Here is an 18,070-nt window from a genome sequence, read left to right as displayed (position 1 = left end):
AGGTGATTCGTGCACGATCCCATCGCCGCCGGTCGCCGGGCAGCGCTGCGCGCGGTGGCCGTCCAGGGAGGGGTCGTCGCGCTGCTGGCAGCGGCCTTCCTCGCGCGGGACGTGCGCGAGGCGCTGGCGGCGGGAGTAGGGGGGCTCGCACTGGTGCTGGGCAATGCGCTGGCCGCCCTGGTGGCGCTGCGCGGCATCGTCCGGGCACCGGTCGCATTCGGCAGGTTGTTGCTGGGTGCGATGGGCAAGTGGTTGGTCGCGATCGTGGTCCTCGCGACAGCGTTGTCAACCTGGCGCCTGCCGCCGTTGCCGATGCTGGCGGGCCTGGTGGCGGGATTGCTGGCCTACCTGCTGGCACTCAATTTCCTCAAGCAAGACGCAAACAGCAAGGGTTGAACGCGTGATCGCTGAAAACAACGGCCAGGCCGCCGAAACCGGCGGATCCACCGAATACATCAACCACCACCTGCACCACCTGCAGGTGAGCGTGGGCGATAGCCAGTTCATGACCCTGAACGTCGACACGCTGTTCTTCACGGCGGTGCTGGGGCTGCTGTTTGTGGTCACCTTCCTGCTGACCGCGCGCCGCGCCACGTCGGGCGTGCCCGGCAAGTTCCAGGCGCTGGTCGAGATCATCGTCGGCTTCGTCGACGGGCTGGTGCGCGAGACCTTCCACGGCCGCAGCAAGCTGATCGCGCCGCTGTCGATCACCATCTTCCTGCTCGTGTTCCTGATGAACTTCATGGACATGGTCCCGGTGGACCTGCTGCCGTGGGCCTGGGCCAACGGCTACGTCGCCGCCGGCCACGATCCCGCGCACGCCTACCTGCGCGCCGTGCCCACCGCCGACCTCAACACCACCTTCGGCCTGTCGATCGCGGTGTTCCTGCTGATCCAGGTGTTCGGGATCAGCCACAAGGGCCTGGGCGGCTTCACCAAGGAAATCTTCACCGCGCCGTTCCATGCCGAAAGCACGCCGATGAAGATCGTGCTGGCGCCGGCCAACGTGTTGCTGCGCCTGATCGAGGAAGGCGTGCGCCCGCTGAGCCTGTCGCTGCGACTGTTCGGCAACATGTACGCCGGCGAGCTGATCTTCATCCTGATCGCGCTGATGACGCTCGATGCGTCGATGTCGCACTTCAGCACCTACATCATGGGCGCGATGCAGTTCATCTCGGGCTTCGCCTGGACCGCGTTCCACGTGCTGATCATCACCCTGCAGGCCTTCATCTTCATGATGCTGACCATCGTCTACCTGAGCATGTCGGCCGAGAGCCACTGAGCCGTCAGCGCCACCGTTTTCGTTCCGCCCATCCACCCTACGCAACAGTCAAACGATCCAACCGGAGTACACCATGGATATCGCAGTCCTCAATGCTGAAGTGCTGAAGTTCACCGTCATCGCCGCCGGCCTCCTGATCGGCCTCGGTGCCCTCGGCACCGCGATCGGTTTCGCCATCCTCGGTGGCAAGTTCCTCGAAGGTTCGGCGCGCCAGCCGGAGCTGACCCCGATGCTGCAGACCAAGATGTTCATCGTCGCCGGCCTGCTCGACGCCGTGCCGATGATCGGCGTCGCCATCGCGCTGCTGCTGCTGTTCGCCAACCCGCTGCTGGGCTCGATCGCCGGCTGAACGCCGCGCTGACCCGACAAGCGATTCAGGCATAGCCGGCGGCGGGGCCGCCGGCACCAGGAGCACAGCACCATGCTACCCAACCTCACTTTGGTCATTCAGGGCTTCGCGTTCTTCGCGGTCGCCTGGCTGGTGATGAAATTCGGCTGGCCGCACATCATCGCGGCCATCGAGGAGCGCCAGCAGAAGATCGCCGAAGGCCTCGCCGCGGCCGACAACAGCCAGAAGGCACTGGCCCAGGCGCAGGACCAGGTCAACGAAGAGCTGAAGCTGGCCCGCGTCAAGGCCAACGAGATCATCGAGCAGGCCCACCAGCGCGCCAACCAGATCGTCGACGCCGCCAAGACCGAGGCGATCGCCGAGGGCGCGCGCCAGAAGGCGCTGGCCGAGAGCGAGATCGCGGCGGCCTCCAACCGCGCCCGCGAAGACCTGCGCAAGCAGGTGTCCGTGCTGGCGGTGACCGGCGCCGAGAAGCTGCTGCGCCGCGAGATCGACGCCAACGCCCACAAGGCGTTGCTCGACGAACTCGCTGCCCAGCTGTCGTCCGAAGCGGCCTGATCCATGAGCCAGGCCCTCACCCTCGCCCGTCCCTACGCCCGCGCCGCGTTTTCGATCGCGCGCGATGAAGGCCGGTTCGCGGACTGGTCCGCGGCGCTCGGCTTCGCCGCGCGCGTGGCGGCCGATCCGCAGGTCGCCGGGCTGCTCGGCAATCCGCAGCTGGCCGACAGCGACGCGGTTGCGCTGCTGTCGCCCGAGGGCGCCTCGGCGCTGTTCGGCGATTTCCTCGCGCTGCTGGCGGACAATCGCCGCCTGGTGCTGCTGCCGGAGATCGCCGGCCTGTACGAGGACCTGCGCGCCGAGGCCGAGCGCGTGGTCAAGGCGAAGGTGACGTCGGCGACGGCGCTTCCCGCCGGCGAGCTGGACACCATCAAGGCCGCGCTGCGCAAGCGTTTCGGGCGCGAGGTCGAGGTCGAGTCGGCGGTCGATGCCTCGCTGATCGGCGGCGCGGTCATCGATGCCGGCGACGTGGTCATCGATGGCTCGCTCAAGGGCAAGCTCGAGCGCCTGCAGGCCGCCCTCGCAAGTTGATTCGAATCGTGGGCGGGCCGTCGGCCCGCCGCAATGAAACCGTGATGGCGGGCCTGGGCCCGCCCTACAGGAAACAGCAATGGCAACCACCACGCTCAACCCGTCCGAAATCAGCGAACTGATCAAGACCCGCATCGAGAAGGTCAAGCTCAGCGCCGAGGCGCGCAACGAAGGCACCGTGACCAGCGTGTCCGACGGCATCGTGCGCATCTATGGCCTGGCCGACGTGATGCAGGGCGAAATGATCCAGCTGCCGGCTTCCGAAAGCGGCGCCGAGACCTTCGCGCTCGCGCTGAACCTGGAGCGCGACTCGGTCGGCGCCGTGGTCCTGGGCGACTACGAACACCTGCGCGAGGGCGACGTGGCCAAGACCACCGGCCGCATCCTCGAAGTGCCGACCGGTCCCGAACTGCTGGGCCGCGTGGTCAACGCGCTGGGCGAGCCGATCGACGGCAAGGGCCCGATCGCCGCCGCGCAGACCGCGCCGGTGGAAACCATTGCCCCGGGCGTGATCGCGCGCAAGAGCGTGTCGCAGCCGGTGCAGACCGGCTACAAGGCCATCGACTCGATGATCCCGATCGGCCGCGGCCAGCGCGAGCTGATCATCGGCGACCGCCAGACCGGCAAGAGCGCGGTGGCGATCGACGCGATCATCAACCAGAAGGGCACCGGCGTTAAGTGCATCTACGTCGCCATCGGCCAGAAGAACAGCTCGATCGCCAACGTGGTGCGCAAGCTGGAAGAACACGGTGCGATGGCGCACACGATCGTGGTCGCGGCCGCCGCCGCCGAGTCGGCCGCGATGCAGTACATCGCGCCGTACTCCGGCTGCACCATGGGCGAGTACTACCGCGACCGCGGCGAAGACGCGCTGATCATCTACGACGACCTGTCCAAGCAGGCCGTGGCCTACCGCCAGATCTCGCTGCTGCTGCGCCGCCCGCCGGGCCGCGAGGCCTACCCGGGAGACGTGTTCTACCTGCACTCCCGCCTGCTCGAGCGCGCCGCGCGCGTCAACGAGGATTACGTCGAGAAGTTCACCAACGGCGCGGTCAAGGGCAAGACCGGTTCGCTGACCGCACTGCCGATCATCGAGACCCAGGCCGGCGACGTGTCCGCGTTCGTGCCGACCAACGTGATTTCGATCACCGACGGTCAGATCTTCCTCGAGACCGACCTGTTCAACGCCGGCATCCGCCCGGCCGTGAACGCCGGCATCTCGGTGTCGCGCGTCGGCGGCGCGGCCCAGACCAAGATCATGAAGAAGCTGTCGGGCGGCATCCGCATCGCGCTCGCCCAGTACCGCGAGCTCGCGGCGTTCGCCCAGTTCGCCTCCGACCTGGACGAAGCCACCCGCAAGCAGCTCGAGCGCGGCCAGCGCGTGACCGAACTGATGAAGCAGAAGCAGTACGCCCCGATGTCGGTGGCCGAGCAGGCGCTGTCGATCTATGCGGTCGACAAGGGCTACATGGACGAGGTGCCGGTCAACAGGATCGGCGCGTTCGAGGAAGCCTTGCACGCGCATTTCGCCAACACCGCCGGGGATGTGATCAAGCAGGTCAACGAAAGCGGCGACTGGAACGACGCCATCGAAGGCGCGTTCCGGAAGGGCATCGAGGAATTCAAGGCCACCGGCTCATTCTGAGCTGGTGTGATGGGTAATTCGTGAGGGCTGGTTCGTAAGGCGGGGCTTCTGGGTGGTGCGGTTCTTGCCGTTTCCATCCACGCATCACCAGTATCGGATCACGGCGAGCAGAGCGAGCAGAAGATGGCCGGCGGCAGAGAAATCAAAACCAAGATCAAGAGCGTGCAGAACACCCGCAAGGTGACGCGTGCGCTCGAGATGGTCTCGGCTTCCAAGATCCGCAAGGCCCAGGAGCGGATGAAGGCCTCGCGACCGTACGCACGGGCGATGAAGCAGGTCATCGGCCATCTGGCGCAGGCGAACTCCGAGTTCCAGCACCCCTACCTGGTCGAGCGCAGCGACATCAGGCGCGTCGGCTACGTGATCGTCTCGTCCGACCGCGGCCTGGCCGGCGGGCTCAACAACAACCTGTTCCGCAAGCTGCTGGGCGAGATCCGCGGCTGGCAGCAGCAGGGGGTCGAGGTCGACGTGGTCACCATCGGCCAGAAGGCGTCGGTGTTCTTCCGCCGGATCAAGGTCGAGATGCTGGCCACGGTCACCCATCTGGGCGACCAGCCGCGCGTCGACCAGCTGATCGGCGTGATCAAGGTGATGCTCGACGCCTATGGCAGCGGCAAGGTCGACAAGGTGTTCCTGGCCTACAACGACTTCGTCAACACGATGACCCAGCGCGCGGCGTTCGACCAGCTGCTGCCGCTGCCGGCGTCGGACGAGGCCGTCGCGCGCCACGAGTGGGACTACATCTACGAACCCGACGCGCAGGCCGTGCTCGAGCACGTGCTGACGCGCTACATCGAGTCGCTGGTGTACCAGGCGGTGATGGAGAACGTGGCCTCGGAGCATGCTGCGCGCATGGTGGCGATGAAGGCCGCCAGCGACAACGCGAACAAGCTGATCGACACGCTGAACCTGGTCTACAACAAGGCCCGGCAGGCGGCGATCACGCAGGAGATTTCCGAGATCGTCGGCGGCGCCGCGGCGGTTTGATCCAGCGAACAAATCATTCCTGTAGGAGCGGCTTCAGCCGCGAGCTCTTACAAGAAAAATCAAGAGCTCGCGGCTGAAGCCGCTCCTACAAAATCAGATACCGAGTTCCAGAGGACTAGAGTGATGAGCAACGCAGGCAAGATCGTCCAGATCATCGGCGCCGTCGTCGACGTCGAGTTCCCGCGCGAGAGCGTGCCCCGCGTGTACGACGCGCTGAAGGTCAAGGACACCGCGATCACGCTGGAAGTGCAGCAGCAGCTGGGCGACGGCGTGGTGCGCACCATCGCGCTGGGCTCCACCGACGGCCTGAAGCGCAACCTGGTCGCCGAGAACACGGGCAAGGCCGTGTCGGTGCCGGTCGGCGTCGGTACGCTGGGACGGATCATGAACGTGCTCGGCGAGCCGATCGACGAGGCCGGTCCGGTCGAAGCCACCGAGCACTGGGAAATCCACCGCACCGCGCCGAGCTACGAAGACCAGGCCGCGACCAACGAACTGCTGGAAACCGGCATCAAGGTCATCGACCTGATGTGCCCGTTCGCCAAGGGCGGCAAGGTCGGCCTGTTCGGGGGCGCCGGCGTGGGCAAGACGGTGAACATGCTCGAGCTGATCAACAACATCGCCACCGAGCATTCCGGCCTGTCGGTGTTCGCCGGCGTCGGCGAGCGCACCCGCGAAGGCAACGACTTCTACCATGAGATGGCCGAGGCAGGCGTCATCAAGCTGGACAACATGAAGGAGTCGAAGGTCGCGATGGTGTACGGCCAGATGAACGAGCCGCCGGGCAACCGCCTGCGCGTCGCGCTCACCGGCCTGACCATGGCCGAGTACTTCCGCGACGAGAAGGACGAGACCGGCAAGGGCCGCGACGTGCTGTTCTTCGTCGACAACATCTACCGCTACACGCTGGCCGGCACCGAGGTTTCGGCGCTGCTGGGCCGCATGCCGTCGGCGGTGGGCTACCAGCCCACGCTCGCCGAGGAAATGGGCGTGCTGCAGGAGCGCATCACCTCGACCAAGACCGGTTCGATCACCTCGATCCAGGCCGTGTACGTGCCCGCGGACGACCTGACCGATCCGTCGCCGGCGACCACGTTCGCCCACCTCGACGCGACCGTGGTGCTGAGCCGCAACATCGCGTCGCTGGGCATCTACCCGGCGGTCGATCCGCTCGACTCCACCTCGCGCCAGCTGGATCCGAACGTGATCGGCAACGAGCACTACGACACCGCGCGCCGCGTGCAGTCGACGCTGCAGAAGTACAAGGAACTGAAGGACATCATCGCGATCCTCGGCATGGACGAGCTGTCCGAAGAGGACAAGCTGGCCGTCGGCCGCGCGCGCAAGATCGAGCGCTTCTTCTCGCAGCCGTTCCACGTGGCCGAGGTGTTCACCGGCTCGCCGGGCAAGTACGTGTCGCTGAAGGACACGATCCGCGGCTTCAAGATGATCGTCGACGGCGAATGCGACCACCTGCCCGAGCAGGCGTTCTACATGGTCGGCGGGATCGACGAAGCGATCGAGAAGGCGAAGAAGGTCGCTGCCTGAGGCAGCGACCGGTGGTCGTGACCGGTGCTTCGTAGGCGCTGATTCGCGGTTGCGCCTTGGCTTGTCCTGATCGCCCACGAATCGCCATCGCGAAACACATACGAGCAGAACGAGAACCCTATGGCATCCACTATCCGTTGCGACATCGTCAGTGCCGAGCACGAGATCTTCCATGGCGAGGCGGAGATGATCGTGGTCACCGGTGAAATGGGCGAGCTCGGCATCGCGCCGCGCCACGCGCCGCTGATCACCCGGCTCAAGCCCGGCAAGGTGGTGGTGACGCAGCCCGGCGGCGATACGCTCGACTTCGCGATTTCCGGCGGCATCCTCGAGGTGCAGCCGCAGCTGGTGACGATCCTGGCCGACACCGCGGTGCGCGCGCAGGACATCGACGAGGCCGCGGTCCGCGCGGCCAAGGAAGAGGCCGAGCGCGCGCTGGCCAACAAGGACCCCAAGATGTCCGCCGAGGAGGCGCAGACGCAGCTGGCGATGAGCATCGCCCAGCTCAGCGCGCTGGAGCGGCTGCGCAAGAACCTCAAGCACTGAGCGACGCAACATCCGCTACGCGAACGCCGGCCCCGTGCCGGCGTTCTGCTTTCTGCAGGGAGGGGTTCCGCCGCGGGCTTTTGCTCCGGCCTGGCGCCGCGAAGACAGGGAGTCGGCGGCGGATGCACACGGTGCGAGCAGCGGCAGTCGCCAATCTGCACGCCCATCGAACATGGGTCAGTGGAGCTCGTCAGGCGCGAACCACTGGTTCGCACACGCCTTCGTTACCTCTGCCCTGCAGTAGCAGAGGAAGCAAGATCAAAGCACCCCGCTGAAGCCGTCCGGCGAGCCCTGTCGCGTCAGCGCTTGTAGACCCAGTGCCTCGACAGCACGAACCCGAGCACGCCCAGCGCCAGCTCGATGCCCGGCTTGGCCAGCCACGCCCAGCGCAGGCCGAACAGGTCGTCGATGTGGGCCATCGACCAGGTGCTGATCGCGGTGGTGACCAGCCACATCGCCAGGAAGCGCAGCAGCTGGGTGCGACCGACCGCCGTGTCCTCGCCGGCGAAGGTGAGCTTGCCGTTGAGCCAGTACCCCAGCAGCGCGCCGCTGATCCGGCCGGCGACGTTGGCCGGGGCGACGGCCATGCCGAAGTGGCTGAGCGCCACCATCACGCCCCAGTCCACCAGCCACTGGATGCCACCGATGATCAGGTAGTGGCGGCCCTGGCGGCCGAGACTCATGCAGGCGCGATGCCGGCGAACAGCAGGGGCAGGGCGGTCGCGGCAGGGACGGCGTCGTGCATGCGGGCATCGGGAAACGGGCGTGGCGGGCATCGTAATGCCGGCGCCGTTAGAATTCAGCGATTCCATCCGGGAACGCCGCATGACCGCGCCATTGCACGTCGTGATCCTCGCCGCCGGCGAGGGCAAGCGCATGAAGTCCACGCTGCCGAAGGTCCTGCAGAAAGTGGCGGGCCGGCCGATGCTCGCCCATGTGATCGCCGCCGCGCGCGGACTCGCCCCGGCCGGGGTGCACGTCGTGCACGGGCACGGTGGCGAGCAGGTGCGCGCCGCGTTCGAGGACCAGCCCGACCCCGGATCAAGTCCCGAGCAGGCTCTGCACTGGGTCGAACAGGAGCGCCAGCTGGGCACCGGCCACGCCGTGCGCCAGGCGATGCCCGACGTGCCCGACGAGGCGCAGGTGCTGGTGCTGTACGGAGACGTGCCGTTGATCACCACCGCCACGCTGCAGCGCCTGCTGGCCGCGGGCGGACGCATCGCGGTCCTGGTCGCCGACCTCGCCGACCCGACCGGCTACGGCCGCATCATTCGCGATTCGGAAGGCCGCGTCGGCGCCATCGTGGAACACAAGGACGCCGACGAGGAGCAACGCCACATCCGCACCGTGAACACCGGCATCCTGGCCGCCGATGCGGTCGCGCTGAAGGGCTGGCTGCAGCGGCTGTCGAGCGACAACGCACAGGGCGAGTACTACCTGACCGACGTGTTCGCGATGGCCGCTGCGGAGTACACCGCCGCGGAGATGGTCGCGGTCGCCGATCCGATCGAAACCGAGGGGGCCAACGATCCGTGGCAGCTGGCCCAGCTAGAGCGCGCGTTCCAGCGCCGCCTGGTGCGCGCGCTGTGCGTGCAGGGCGTGCGCTTCGCGGACCCGGAGCGGGTCGACATCCGCGGCGAGGTCACGGTCGATCGCGACGTGGAGATCGACGTCGACGTCGTGCTCGAGGGCCGCGTCTCGCTGGGCGAAGGCGTGCGCATCGGCCCGTTCTGCCGCATCCGCGACGCCGACCTGGCCGCCGGCACCGAAGTGCGCGCGCACTGCGACATCGACGGCGCGCGCACCGAAGGCGCGGTGCAGGTCGGGCCGTTCGCGCGGCTGCGCCCGGGCACGGTGCTTGCCGACGGCGTGCACGTCGGCAACTTCGTCGAGACCAAGAACGCGCGCGTCGGGGTGGGCAGCAAGGCCAACCACCTGACCTACCTCGGCGACGTGGACATCGGCGCGGGCGTCAACGTCGGCGCCGGCGCCATCACCTGCAACTACGACGGCGCCAACAAGTTCACCACGACCATCGAGGACAACGCCTTCATCGGCTCGAACGCGTCGCTGGTGGCACCGGTGACGATCGGCAAGGGTGCGACGATCGGCGCCGGCTCGGTGATCGGCAACGATGCGCCTGCCGGCAAGCTCACCGTCGCGCGCGCGCGGCAGGTTTCCATCGAGGGCTGGGAGCGGCCGGCCAAGAAGCCGAAGTAGTCGGCAGCGTCGTTGCTGCTCATGCAGGAGCGGCGGAAGCCGCGAGCTTTCCCGTGGCGCTGGCAGCAACGAGTGGCTGCCGGAATCCCGGACGAACTGCCAGGAAGATCTCTTCTCGCATCGCTCCTGCGAGACCTCGCCGTGCCGGCGGGTCATGCGCACCTACGCCGGCAGCACCATCGACACGCACAATCCCCCGCCCTCGCGATTGAGCAGGGCGATGCGGCCGCCGTGGGCTTCGGCGATCTCCCGCGCCAGGGCCAGGCCCAGTCCGGTGCCGTGGCGTTTGGTGGAATAGAACGGCAGCAGCGCGTTGGCGAGCACCGCGTCATTCATGCCGGTTCCGCGGTCGAGCACGTCGATGCGCCAGGCGCCGGGGACGCCGCGCACCGACAGCCGGACTTCATGTTCGGGGCCGCCGGATTCATGCGCATTGCGCAACAGGTTGAGCAGCGCCTGCTCGACCTGCGCGGCGTCGATGCGCGCGACCCCATCGGCCGGGTGCAGGTCGTCGGCGAACTCCACCTGGCTGCGCAACTGCGTGATAAAGCGCCGCCATTCCACGGCCTCCAATCGCGGCGCGGGCATCTTGGCGAAGCGCGCGTAGTCGCGGATGAAGCCTTCGAGGTGGCGCGCGCGTTCCTCGATGGTGGCCAGCGCGATCGGCAGGCGTTCGTGCTGTCCGCGCCGCAGCAGCTCGGTGCCCGAATGCGCCAGCGACGCGATCGGCGCCAGCGAGTTGTTGAGTTCGTGGCTGATCACCCGGATCACCTTCTTCCAGGTCTGCACTTCCTGCCGGCGCAGTTCCGCCGTAAGCAGGCGCAGCAGCACCAGTTCGTGCTCCCGGCCGTTGAGCCGGAAGGTGCGCCGCGACAGGTGGTAGATCTCGGCGCTGTCCTCTTCGCCGACGGTGAACATGCCGTCGCCGCCCCGCGAGAATGCGTCGCGCACCGGTTCGCTGGTGGCCGCCAGAAGCGCGTCGAACGACTGCCCTTCGAGCTTCCTGCCTTCGCCGAACATCTTGCGCGCGGCGAGGTTGCCGAGCACCACGCGCCGCGCGGTGTCCACCAGCAGCATCGCCACCGGCGTGTTCTGGACCACGGTGTCGAGCAGCAGTTCACGCTGGACCAGCGACTGGCGCTGGTCGCGGAGGACCTTGCCCAACTGGTTGTGGCTGTCGACCAGTTCGCGCAGCTCTCCGCGCCCGTGCCACGAGATGCCGGAGCTGTAGTCGCCGTCGCGATAGCTGACGACACTCCCCGCCAGGGCGCGGAACAGGGAGCGCGCCGGCGCGAACACGCGGCGGACGTGGTAGACGAGCAGAGGCGCGAGCAACGCCACCGCCAGCAGGCTCGCCGCCCACGGCGGCAACCAGTGCGCGAGCCCGAACGCGAGCGCGGCGGCGGCCAGCATGTAGGCGCAGGTCACCGTCGCGTAGACGATATTCAGCGGAAGGCGATGCCACCAGTGCATCAGGAGCACCCTGCGGGATCGCGCTTTAGACCATGCTCTCGACCGCGCAGGCGGGAAGCGGTCGATGTCGCACTGTGGAAACTTGGGACATCCAGTTCGCGCGAGCGCAGGAATGACGTCTTCAGTATCGAAACCCGATCGCCGGATGACCCCGCCTTGGGTGTGTCGTGGTGCACCTCCCGCCCGCGCGTGAATGCAGGTGCAGGATTCTCCGGTCGTATGTCAGCCATCACTCCCGCCTGATCCCGAGCCGGTCGAGGCGGCGGTACAGCGCCTGCCGCGACAGACCGAGTTCGGCCGCCGCCTGGGCCAGGACGCCGCCGTGGCGGTCGAGCGCGGCTTCGATCGCCGCGCGGTCCGGTTCGTCGCTCCCGGCCACGGAAGGCGGCGTGCCCGGTGCCGTCTGCAGGGCCAGGTCGCCAGCGGAGATCTGGTCCGCACGCGCCAGCAGCGCCGCGCGTTGCATCGTGTTGCGCAGTTCGCGCACGTTGCCCGGCCAGCCGTGGCGCAGCAGCGCGCGCTCGGCGTCTTCGCCCAGGTGCTTGCCGGCCGGCAGGAAATGCCGCGCAAGCGGCAGGATGTCGCGCGGGCGCTGCGCCAGCGGCGGCAGTCGCAGCTCGATGCCGTTGAGCCGGTAGAAGAGGTCTTCGCGAAAGCGGCCATCTGCGATCTGCGCGGCGAGGTCGGCGTTGGTCGCGCTGACGATGCGCACGCTGACGCGGCGTTCGCGATTGCCGCCCAGGCGCTCGAAACGACCGGTTTCCAGCACGCGCAGCAGCTTGACCTGGCCGGCCAGCGGCAGGGTTCCGATCTCGTCGAGGAACAGGGTGCCGCCATCGGCGGTCTCGAACTTGCCTTCGCGCGCCTTGTTCGCGCCGGTGTAGGCGCCGGCTTCGGCGCCGAACAGTTCGGCTTCGATCAGGTCGGCCGGCAGCGCGCCGCAGTTGAGCGCCACGAACGGGCCGTTGCGCACGTGCGAGTTGGCGTGGAGGATCTCGGCGTACTTCTCCTTGCCCGCGCCGTTGGGTCCAGTGATCAGCACGGGTATGTCCGATCGCGCCACCTGGCACGCCAGCGACAGGGTGGTTTCGCTGGCCGGATCGTCGAACACCAGCCCGCGCAGGTCGTGGTCGCGCAGCAGCGCGGCGCGGCGCTGGCGTTCGCCGGCGCGTTCGCGCGACAGTTCGCGATGCGCCACCGCCAGTTCCAGCAGGTTGTTCACCGTGGCCATCAGCTTGCGGTCGTCCCACGGCTTGGCGAGGTAGTCGGCGGCGCCGGCGCGGACCAGCTCGAGCGCGGACTCCAGGTGCGTCCATGCCGTCAGCAGGATCACCGGCAGGTCCGGATGTTGCGCGCGGATCTGCTGGAACAGCGCAATGCCCTCCTCGCCCGAGGTGGTGTCGGCGTGGAAGTTCATGTCCTGGATCACGAGGTCGACCTCGTGGCGCTGCAGCCGAGCCAGGCCTTCCTGCGGCGTCTCGGCCCGCAGCGTCCCGATGTCGTGCAGGGAGAACAGCACCTCCAGCGCGGTGGCGACGGAGGGGTTGTCATCGATGACGAGGATCGTGGGCATGGGGGGCTGCGGATGGCTGTTCCCTTCTCCCCTTGGGAGAAGGTGCCCCGAAGGGGCGGATGAGGGTACGGCGAAGTTGTTGTGTTCCGGATCGGAGTTGCAGCAGTGGGCTGACGATTGGCATCCGGCCCGATGTCGCGCAACTTCGCCGGACCCTCACCCCAACCCCTCTCCCGACGGGAGAGGGGCTTCGAGTGCCAACTTTATACGCTGCGCGTGGCCACCGCCGGTGGCACGGCCGCGGCGCGGCGCGCCGGCCAGAACACCGCGAACTGGCCGAGCAGCCACAGCGTGAGCGCGCCGATGGGCAGGTACACCAATGGCAGGCGCGGCAGTTCGTACTTGCCCATCAGCATCTGGTTGATCCCGAAGGCGAGCAGCATGCCGAGCACGATGCCGACGCTGGCCAGCAGGAAGTTCTCGGTCTGGAAGTAGCGCAGGATCTGACCCCGGGTCGCGCCGAGCGCACGGCGCACGCCGATCTGCTTGGTCCGCTGCTGCACCCAGAAACTCGCAAGCCCCACGATGCCCAGCGCGGTCACCACCAGCAGCGCGACGATCACCGCGACCAGCATCCAGACCATGGCGCGGTCCTGGCGGTAGTAGCCGTTTCGCAGCTCTTCGATGGTCTTGGTGTTGTCGGCCAGGATGATGCGGTTCGGGCCGTTGCGCTCGAGCGCGGCGATGGCCGCCTTCAGGACTTCGGCGCGGCGTGCGGGATCGGTGCGCAGCAGGTAGTTGCCGCCCAGCGAATAGGGCACCTTGAGCGGGAACACCATCGAGTATTCGTGCGCGGTGGGCCCGCCCTGGTCGCTCGGGCGAACCAGGTGGTCGACGACGCCGACGACGCGGATCGGATTGTCGCCCCAGCTGTAGAAGGACTTGCCGACCGCGCTCTGGCCCGGGAACAGCTTCTCGGCCAGGCTGCGGGTGATGATCACCGCGGGGATCGAGACCTTGCTGTCGGGCGCGTCCAGCGCGTCCCACTCGATGAACTCGTCGGCGACGAACTGGCGACCTTCCACGATCTTCGGCCCGAGTGTGTCGAGGAACTGCTCCTCGCCCATGTAGACGGTGGCGCCCAGGGTGGGCTGCTTCTGGTCCTTGGTCATGTTCACCGAGGTGTTCCACGAAGAGTTCACGAACGGCACCTGGTTGGTGACGGTGGCCGCCTTGACCCCGGGCAATCCGCGCAGCACGGCGAGGTCGCTGCGGGTCAGGGCTTCGTCGTTCTCGTCCTCGCCGATGCCGGCGAGTTGCACGCGCACGACTTCGTTCTCGGCGACGCCGCTGACGCGTTCGATCCGCTCGATGCGGTTGCCGATCAGGAACAGGGCGTTGCAGACGATCGCGCAGCTCAGTGCGATCTCCAGCACGATCAGCGCGGCGGCGGTCTTGTGCCGGAGCAATGTGGACAGGATGGGGCGCAGTTCCATGGTGGAGTCCTCGATGAAACGTGGATCGCGGAATGTTCGGCGGACGCGGCCCGTCGGCCGCGGGACCCGGGCTGGCCTACTGGCTCTTGAGCTGCATCGCGGGCGTCACCTGCATCGCCTGCCACGCCGGGATCACGCCGGCCAGCAGGCTGGCGCCGACGGCGAGCACGAAGGTCGTCAGCAGCATCAGCGGATCGAGGTGGGCGAGGTCGGCGTAGCTGGCCGGCTGCTGGCGCACCGCCCACAGCCCGAGCCATGCCAGGGCGAGTCCGACGATGCCGCCTGCCACTCCGACCGTGCCCGCTTCGACCAGGCATTGCATGAAGATCTCGCGGCGCGAAGCGCCCAGTGCCCGGCGCACGCCCACCTCGCCGCTGCGGCGCAGGAACTTCGCCAGCAGCAGGCCCACCGTATTGAGCAGGCACACGAGCAGGAAGCCGAACGCCAGCCACACCTGCAGGCGCACGTCGCCCGGGACGACCTTGTTGTAATCCAGCCAGTCCATCACGTTGCGCAGGCGCACGTTGGTGGGTCGCTCGAAGCGGCCGCTGCTGCGCTGCTGGTCGGAATAGTTGACCAGGTAGCGGCGGTAGGCGTCGGCCTTCGCCGGCGTATCGAGCTGCGCCCAGTACTGGATCCAGACGCAGGGCGCATTGAGCCCGGTCTCGCCTTCGGGATCGGATCCGGAGTCGCCCCAGCAATCCATGCTGCCGTTGCGGCCCATCTTCAGGTCGCGCGCGGTCGAGAACGGCACGAAGACCTGCTCGAGTTCGCCGAAGCGATCGCTGTTCATGTCGTAGAAGCGCGGCGTGGGACGCCACTGGTCGAGGACGCCGACGATGCGGAAGTCGACGTTCTCCAGCCGCACCGTCCTGCCCACGCTGTTGGCGCCGCCGAACAGCTTGTCGTTGAGCGCCTTGGCGATCACCGCGACGCGCGCGTGGCGCTCGTCCTCGGTCGCGCTCCAGCCCCCGCCATTGAGGAAGGGCATGTCGAACATCGGGAAGATGTCGGCCGTGGTGTAGCGCGCATCGGCGTAGAACGGCGTCATGCCCTGCCGCTGCGGGGTGATCGCGACGCTGCCGCCGGTCATCATCGCCTGGCGATCGGCGCGCTTCTCGCGCAGCAGGGTTTCGGCGTCGAAGCGCGTCACCTGCTCGGCCGGCTCCTCGCCGGGCGTGAACCCATTCATGCCCGCGGGATCGAGCTGGACGTAGAACAGCTCGCCGCTGCGGGTCGGCACGGGATCGCCGGAGAGGATGTGGAATACCGTCAGCGTGGTCATGCTGGCGCCGATGCCCAGCGCGATCGCCAGCACCATCAGCGCGGTCAGCGCCTTGTTGCGGCGGAAGCTGCGCAGCGCAAGGTTCAGGTAGTAGCCGAACATGGGGAGCTCCATGGGCGGGCCAGGGCCCGCCGTTTGCCGTCTATCGATTGTGGAGGTGCCGCGTCGGGACCGGTCCGCGATGGCCATGCATCGCGTGGCCTGATCCATTGCCGCGAAAGGGGTCTTACGCCGTGGACTTGGCCGTCGCCGCGCGTACCCGCGCCAGGCTCGGTTCCACCGACAGGTCGGTGGCCATGCCGTCGACGATGTGCACGTTGCGCTGCGCGCGCGCGGCCAGCTCCGGGTCGTGCGTGACCATGATGATGGTCGCGCCCTGCGAGTTGATGTCCTCCAGCAGCTCCAGCACGCTGCGCGCCATCTGCGAGTCGAGGTTGCCGGTGGGTTCGTCGGCGAGCAGCAGGCGCGGGCTGCCGGCAAGCGCGCGCGCGATCGCCGCGCGCTGCTGCTGGCCGCCGGACAGTTCGGCCGGGAAGTGCTTCATCCGCGAACCCAGGCCCACCATCCCCAGCGCGTCCTCGATCCGCAGCTTGCGTTCGTTCGCCGGCATGCCGCGGTAGCGCAGCGGCACGTCGCAGTTGTCGAACAGGTTGAGGTCCGGGATCAGGTTGAAGCCCTGGAAGATGAAGCCGATCTTCTGGTTGCGCAGGCGGCTGCGCTGGTTGTCGGACAGTCCCTTGACGTTCTCGCCATCGAGCGTGAATTCGCCGCCGGTGAAGGTCTCCAGCAGGCCGGCGATGTTGAGGAAGGTGGTCTTGCCCGAACCCGACGGCCCGGTGACGGCGACGAACTCGCCTTCCTTCACGTGCAGGTCGAGCGAGCGCAGCGCGTGCGTCTCGACCAGTTCGGTGCGGTAGACCTTGGTGACCTGGCGCATGTCCAGCATGGGTGTTTCCTCGGTGGCGATGGGTGGGACGGTCTGTCAGCGGATGCGGAACAGCGCCGGCAATTCCGAGATGCGCGCATAGCCGCGCTGCACGGCGCGCGACCTGCGCGCCGCTGTGTTGGCGCTGGCGCTGGCGGTGGCGCCAGCGCGCGCAGCGTCGTAATCGGTCATCTGCGACAGGCGCAGGCGCCGCGGCATGGCGTCGGCGAGGTCCTGCGCATTCCACTGCTGCGGGAACGAGAAGTAAGCGGGGGACTTACTGGCCAGGGCTTGCATGATCACTCTCCATTGATGCGGACACGGTCCGCGTTGCCGAACTGGTCCGTGCCGGAGACGACGATGCGATCGCCTTCCTCCAGGCCGGACACGATTTCCACGTTGCCCAGGCTGCTGGCGCCGGCCTGGATCGGGCGGCGCGTGGCGCTGCCGTCCTCGACCACCCAGGCGGCGCTGCCGCCGTCCTGTTCCAGGAACGGGCCGCGCTCGACCATGAGCACGTTCTTGCGGGTGTCGAGCACGATGCGCGCCGACAGCCGCTGGTTCTGGCGCAGGCCGGGCGGCTGCTGGCCGTCGGCGAAGCGCAGGCGGGCGTTGACCTCGCCGTTGACCACTTCGGGCGACACCGCCGACAGCTCGGCCTTGTAGACCTTGCCGTTGCTGGTGATCTGCGCCGGTATGCCGATGCCCAGGTCGCGGGCGAAGCTTTCCGGTACCTTGATCTCGACTTCGAACCGGGCCAGGTCGACGACGCTGAGCACCGGTCCGTTGGCGACCACGCTGGTGCCCTGCGGCACCTGCACCTGGCCGACCTGGCCGTCGAACGGCGCGCGGATGGTCAATGCCTCGACCTGGCGCTGCGCCTCGGACACCACCGCCTTCTGGCGGTCGGCGAGCAGGCGCTTGTTGCGCGCGTCGAGGCCGGCGCCTTCGCCCTGCAGGGCGTTGTCGCGCTTGGCGCTGTCGAGTTCGATCTCGGCCTTCTTCAAGTCGTCCTGCGCCTTGGCCAGTTCGTTCTGCGAGACCGCGCCGCCTTCGAACGCGCGCTGGTAACGCTCCAGGTCGCGCTGCGCGGCGGTGCGGCTGATCTCCGCCTGCTGCACCACCTTGCGCGCCGCGGCGCGAGCGATCTGCGCGTCGAGCACCGCGCGGCTGGCCTCGGCCTCCATGCTCGCGAGCGTGGATTCTTCCTGCACCAGCTTGCTGCGCAGTTCCGGACTGTCGATCACCGCCAGCGGCTGGTCCTTCTTGACCACGTCGCCGGCGACGACCTTCAGTGCGACCGTGCCCGCAGCGATGGCGTACAGGGTTGGGCTGTTGGCCGCGATCACGCGGCCGTCGGCCGAGAGGTCGCGCACCAGGTCGCCGCGGGTGACCTGCGCGATCCGCAGGCGGCTGGCGTCGAAGGAACTCCCGCCCGACGACCAGCCGATGGCGACCCACGTCGCCAGCGCCAGCACCGCCGCCCCGGCGACACCGCCGATGATCAGGCCCTTGCGATGGCGCCGGGCAGGGCTCGCCGCAGACACCACGTGGTCCTGGCCGGAGGTGTCGCGGATGCGGGGTCGGTTGTCCATGCGTAGGTCTTGGATGTTGGAAGGCTTCATGGGGTTGCAATCCGCAATTCGCATGCCAATCATAACATATTGATTTTATTAAGTATTATGGCCAGTACCGAGTGTCCGGCCGGACAC

General features: G+C 67.8%; 18 protein-coding genes. 10 read left to right on the top strand and 8 right to left on the bottom strand.

Translation table 11 applies throughout. From position 1 onward, the window contains the following. The first annotated feature begins 9 nt into the window (after positions 1–9). The 9 genes from ACFOM9_RS08625 (at position 10) to ACFOM9_RS08585 (ending at position 7,446) form a co-directional block, all read left to right on the top strand. Positions 10–396: a hypothetical protein gene (locus ACFOM9_RS08625; protein ID WP_386709025.1), complete on the top strand. Its 387-nt coding sequence runs from the start codon at positions 10–12 to the stop codon at positions 394–396. 4 nt (positions 397–400) lie between these two features. Further along, entirely contained in the window at positions 401–1,282 is an 882-nt protein-coding gene (atpB, locus tag ACFOM9_RS08620; protein WP_386709022.1) for a F0F1 ATP synthase subunit A, read from the top strand. 73 nt (positions 1,283–1,355) lie between these two features. Next, entirely contained in the window at positions 1,356–1,631 is a 276-nt protein-coding gene (gene atpE, locus ACFOM9_RS08615) for a F0F1 ATP synthase subunit C (protein ID WP_027079743.1), read from the top strand. 72 nt (positions 1,632–1,703) lie between these two features. Beyond that, positions 1,704–2,189 (top strand): F0F1 ATP synthase subunit B, encoded by a 486-nt coding sequence (locus ACFOM9_RS08610; RefSeq protein WP_386709017.1) that lies wholly within the window; start codon positions 1,704–1,706, stop codon positions 2,187–2,189. 3 nt (positions 2,190–2,192) lie between these two features. After that, positions 2,193–2,720: a F0F1 ATP synthase subunit delta gene (locus ACFOM9_RS08605; RefSeq protein WP_386709014.1), complete on the top strand. Its 528-nt coding sequence runs from the start codon at positions 2,193–2,195 to the stop codon at positions 2,718–2,720. A 79-nt stretch (positions 2,721–2,799) separates the two neighbouring features. Next, positions 2,800–4,365, top strand: coding sequence for a F0F1 ATP synthase subunit alpha (gene atpA / locus ACFOM9_RS08600; RefSeq protein WP_386709011.1), 1,566 nt, complete (start codon positions 2,800–2,802; stop codon positions 4,363–4,365). A gap of 123 nt (positions 4,366–4,488) precedes the next feature. Next, positions 4,489–5,352: a F0F1 ATP synthase subunit gamma gene (atpG, locus tag ACFOM9_RS08595; protein WP_386709007.1), complete on the top strand. Its 864-nt coding sequence runs from the start codon at positions 4,489–4,491 to the stop codon at positions 5,350–5,352. A gap of 123 nt (positions 5,353–5,475) precedes the next feature. Further along, positions 5,476–6,900 carry a F0F1 ATP synthase subunit beta gene (atpD, locus tag ACFOM9_RS08590; protein WP_386709005.1) on the top strand — a complete coding sequence of 475 codons (1,425 nt, stop codon included), beginning with the start codon at positions 5,476–5,478 and terminating at the stop codon, positions 6,898–6,900. 120 nt (positions 6,901–7,020) lie between these two features. Next, entirely contained in the window at positions 7,021–7,446 is a 426-nt protein-coding gene (locus ACFOM9_RS08585) for a F0F1 ATP synthase subunit epsilon (RefSeq protein ID WP_386709002.1), read from the top strand. Positions 7,447–7,745: 299 nt separating this feature from the next. Here ACFOM9_RS08585 and ACFOM9_RS08580 read toward each other — a convergent pair whose 3' ends face one another. Beyond that, positions 7,746–8,129, bottom strand: a complete 384-nt coding sequence (locus ACFOM9_RS08580) for a GtrA family protein (protein ID WP_386708999.1) — start codon at positions 8,127–8,129, stop codon at positions 7,746–7,748. A 142-nt stretch (positions 8,130–8,271) separates the two neighbouring features. Here ACFOM9_RS08580 and glmU point away from each other — a divergent pair, with 142 nt between their 5' ends. Then, on the top strand, positions 8,272–9,666 hold the full coding sequence (glmU, locus tag ACFOM9_RS08575) for a bifunctional UDP-N-acetylglucosamine diphosphorylase/glucosamine-1-phosphate N-acetyltransferase GlmU (protein WP_386708997.1): 1,395 nt from the start codon (positions 8,272–8,274) through the stop codon (positions 9,664–9,666). A gap of 162 nt (positions 9,667–9,828) precedes the next feature. Here the strand turns inward: glmU and ACFOM9_RS08570 are convergent, their stop codons facing one another. The 7 genes from ACFOM9_RS08570 to ACFOM9_RS08540 form a co-directional block, all read right to left on the bottom strand. Continuing rightward, the gene (locus ACFOM9_RS08570; RefSeq protein ID WP_386708994.1) at positions 9,829–11,139 is read right to left on the bottom strand and encodes a sensor histidine kinase; all 1,311 of its coding nucleotides are present in this window, start codon (positions 11,137–11,139) and stop codon (positions 9,829–9,831) included. A 229-nt stretch (positions 11,140–11,368) separates the two neighbouring features. Then, the gene (locus tag ACFOM9_RS08565) at positions 11,369–12,712 is read right to left on the bottom strand and encodes a sigma-54-dependent transcriptional regulator (RefSeq protein ID WP_386708991.1); all 1,344 of its coding nucleotides are present in this window, start codon (positions 12,710–12,712) and stop codon (positions 11,369–11,371) included. 203 nt (positions 12,713–12,915) lie between these two features. Next, a complete protein-coding gene (locus ACFOM9_RS08560; RefSeq protein WP_386708989.1) occupies positions 12,916–14,148 on the bottom strand; it encodes an ABC transporter permease in 1,233 nt (410 codons plus the stop codon). Positions 14,149–14,224: 76 nt separating this feature from the next. Beyond that, the gene (locus ACFOM9_RS08555; protein ID WP_386708986.1) at positions 14,225–15,535 is read right to left on the bottom strand and encodes an ABC transporter permease; all 1,311 of its coding nucleotides are present in this window, start codon (positions 15,533–15,535) and stop codon (positions 14,225–14,227) included. Positions 15,536–15,659: 124 nt separating this feature from the next. Beyond that, positions 15,660–16,379: an ABC transporter ATP-binding protein gene (locus ACFOM9_RS08550; protein ID WP_386708983.1), complete on the bottom strand. Its 720-nt coding sequence runs from the start codon at positions 16,377–16,379 to the stop codon at positions 15,660–15,662. A 36-nt stretch (positions 16,380–16,415) separates the two neighbouring features. Continuing rightward, a complete protein-coding gene (locus ACFOM9_RS08545; RefSeq protein WP_386708980.1) occupies positions 16,416–16,655 on the bottom strand; it encodes a hypothetical protein in 240 nt (79 codons plus the stop codon). Positions 16,656–16,657: 2 nt separating this feature from the next. Next, the gene (locus ACFOM9_RS08540; RefSeq protein ID WP_386708977.1) at positions 16,658–17,953 is read right to left on the bottom strand and encodes an efflux RND transporter periplasmic adaptor subunit; all 1,296 of its coding nucleotides are present in this window, start codon (positions 17,951–17,953) and stop codon (positions 16,658–16,660) included. Positions 17,954–18,070 lie beyond the last annotated feature (117 nt).

The sequence above is a fragment of the Luteimonas notoginsengisoli genome, from assembly GCF_042648885.1.
In the GTDB taxonomy this organism is placed as follows: Bacteria; Pseudomonadota; Gammaproteobacteria; order Xanthomonadales; family Xanthomonadaceae; genus Luteimonas; species Luteimonas notoginsengisoli.
Note: the sequence above shows the minus strand (reverse complement) of the source record. Positions and strands in the feature narration are given on the sequence as shown.